Source organism: Microbacterium sp. C23T (assembly GCF_053345975.1).
On the sequence record NZ_JBKFBD010000067.1, the window covers coordinates 1 to 2132 of the forward strand.

The 2132-nt window shown below is 68.3% G+C and carries 2 protein-coding genes; both read right to left on the reverse strand.

Annotated elements, in window-relative coordinates:
- Positions 1–67: 67 nt before the first annotated feature.
- Positions 68–856: an IS21-like element helper ATPase IstB gene (gene istB / locus ACLBXX_RS20655; protein ID WP_447659546.1), complete on the reverse strand. Its 789-nt coding sequence runs from the start codon at positions 854–856 to the stop codon at positions 68–70.
- Positions 856–2061 (reverse strand): IS21 family transposase, encoded by a 1206-nt coding sequence (istA, locus tag ACLBXX_RS20660; protein WP_447659547.1) that lies wholly within the window; start codon positions 2059–2061, stop codon positions 856–858. Before istA ends, istB begins: the two co-directional genes overlap by 1 nt.
- Positions 2062–2132: the final 71 nt, after the last annotated feature.

Genomic DNA, 2132 nt, shown 5'->3' on the forward strand with positions numbered 1-2132 from the left:
TGTCGACGACGGTTGAAGAACCGGCCAAAACGACGGGCGAAAACTAGGCCACCTGGTTGTCGTTTGCTCAGTCTGCCGGATCCTGCGTCTTGATGCTTGGGAGGCTGTCGATCCCTCGTCCGCGGAGCCGGTAGCTGGCGCCTTTGAGGGTGAGCACGTCGGCGTGGTGGACGATCCGGTCGATCATCGCGGCAGCGACAGCCTGGTCTCCGAAGACCCCGCCCCAGCCGGAGAACGGCAGATTCGAGGTCAGGATCAGCGAGGCGTGTTCGTAGCGGGACGAGACGAGCTGGAAGAAGAGATTGGCGGCGTCCTGTTCGAACGGGAGGTAGCCGACTTCGTCGACGATGATTAGCCCGTAGCGGCGCAGCCGAGTGAGCTCGTTGGGAAGCCGCCCCTGCCGGTGCGCGTCGGTGAGTCGGGTCACCCAGTCCGTCGCTGTGGCGAACAGCACTCGGTGCCCATGCCGGGCCGCGACGATCCCCAGCGCGGTCGCGAGGTGCGTCTTCCCGGTTCCCGGTGGGCCGAGCAGGACCACGTTCTGCGCTTCGAGAAGGAATCCGCCGGAGGCGAGAGCGGCGACCTGCTGCCGGGCGGTGGGTTGCGCGTCCCAGTCGAAGTCCTCGAGTGTCTTCCGGGCCGGGAACCCGGCGGCTTTGATCCGCAGCTCCGCGCCCGACGCGTTCCGCGCCGACACTTCGCGTTCGAGGACCGCGGCGAGGTAGTCCTCGAACGACCACCCCGCGTCGCGAGCTTGGTCGGCCATCCGGCTGGCGGCTTCGGTGATCCGGGGCGCCTTCAGTGCGCCGGCGAGGTAGGTGATCTGCTTCACCGACTCGGTGCTCTTGGCGGCCATCACGCCACCCCGCTGATCCCGAACGCGCGGTCGTAGTCGGCCAGATCCCGCGTCAGATCCGTGTCGGCGATGGGCGGTCGTGGCTGCTGGAACTGCTGCCGCAGCAGCTTCGCGGTCTCTCGGTGGGCCGGGTCGGTGACGACGGCGCCGCGCGCCCAGATGCGGCGGTGGTCGGCGAGGATCCGCCCGTCCAGCCGCACTCGGACCCGGTCGAGGTCCGCGGTCACGTCGACCATCCGGCCGATGGCTTGCGGGTCGACGGAGTAATCGCTGGCATCCAACCGCACGTAGTAATCCCGTCCCAGACGCACTCGCTCCCGCCAGCCCAGCTGCAGCGGGACCGGCGGCAACGGCAGCATCCGAGATCGGTCGTGCTCGATCAGATCGATCGGTCTGGCCTTGATCGTGCGGACCATTCGCGCGTTCGCGCGCTCGAGCCACTCAGCGAGCTGCAGGTTGAAGTCGACCGGTGAGCTGAAGGTGCGGCCGGGCATGAAGGACGTCTCCATCCACCCGTTGCGGCGCTCCACGATGCCCTTCGATTCCGGGTCGTAGGGTCGCAGCTGCACGACCTTGGTGGCCAGGGTGCCGGCGAACGCGGCGACGCCCTGGGCGAGCCGGCCCTTCTGTCCGATGCCGGGCTCGTTGTCCCAGATCAGCCGGCGCGGCACCCGCCCCAGTTGCTGAATCAGCTCCCACGACCCCAGCAGCAGGTCCTCGGTCTTGCGGGTCGGGATCATCCTCGCGGTGATGAACCGGGAGTGCGCGGCGACGATCACCAGCACCGGCAGCAGCACACTGCCACCGTCCTCGAGCGGGATCTTCCGCGGCGGGAACCACAGATCACACTGCGCCGCATCCCCGGCCGCCCACGACAGCCGGTCCGCCGGATCAACCGGGCGATGCTCCGGCCGCAGCCGCCTGACGTTCTCCCGGAACCAGGTGATTGAGCCGGTCCATTCGACGCGTTCTGCGATCACCGTCGCCGGCATCGACGGGTGCTCTGTCAGCAGCGCCCGCACCCGCGCCTCGAACGGGGAGAACGACGTCGCCTGCGACCTTCGCTGATACTTCGGCGGCCGGTCCGACCGCACCGCCGCAGCGACCGTGTCCCTCGCGATCCCGAGGTCCCTCGCGACCTGGCGCTGCGGAACCCCGTCCGCGACCAGCCGCCTGATCAACGCCCAATCTTCCAAGGAGATCACCCACCCAATCTGGTCTGGGTGGCCTAGTTTTCAAGCGTCGTTTTGGCCGAGTTCTCGAGCGTCGCCGACAC

What these genes read in the sequence shown, in the direction of transcription:
- istB (WP_447659546.1), bottom strand. Translation starts at nt 856, where the DNA reads ATGGCCGCCAAGAGCACCGAGTCGGTGAAGCAGATCACCTACCTCGCC.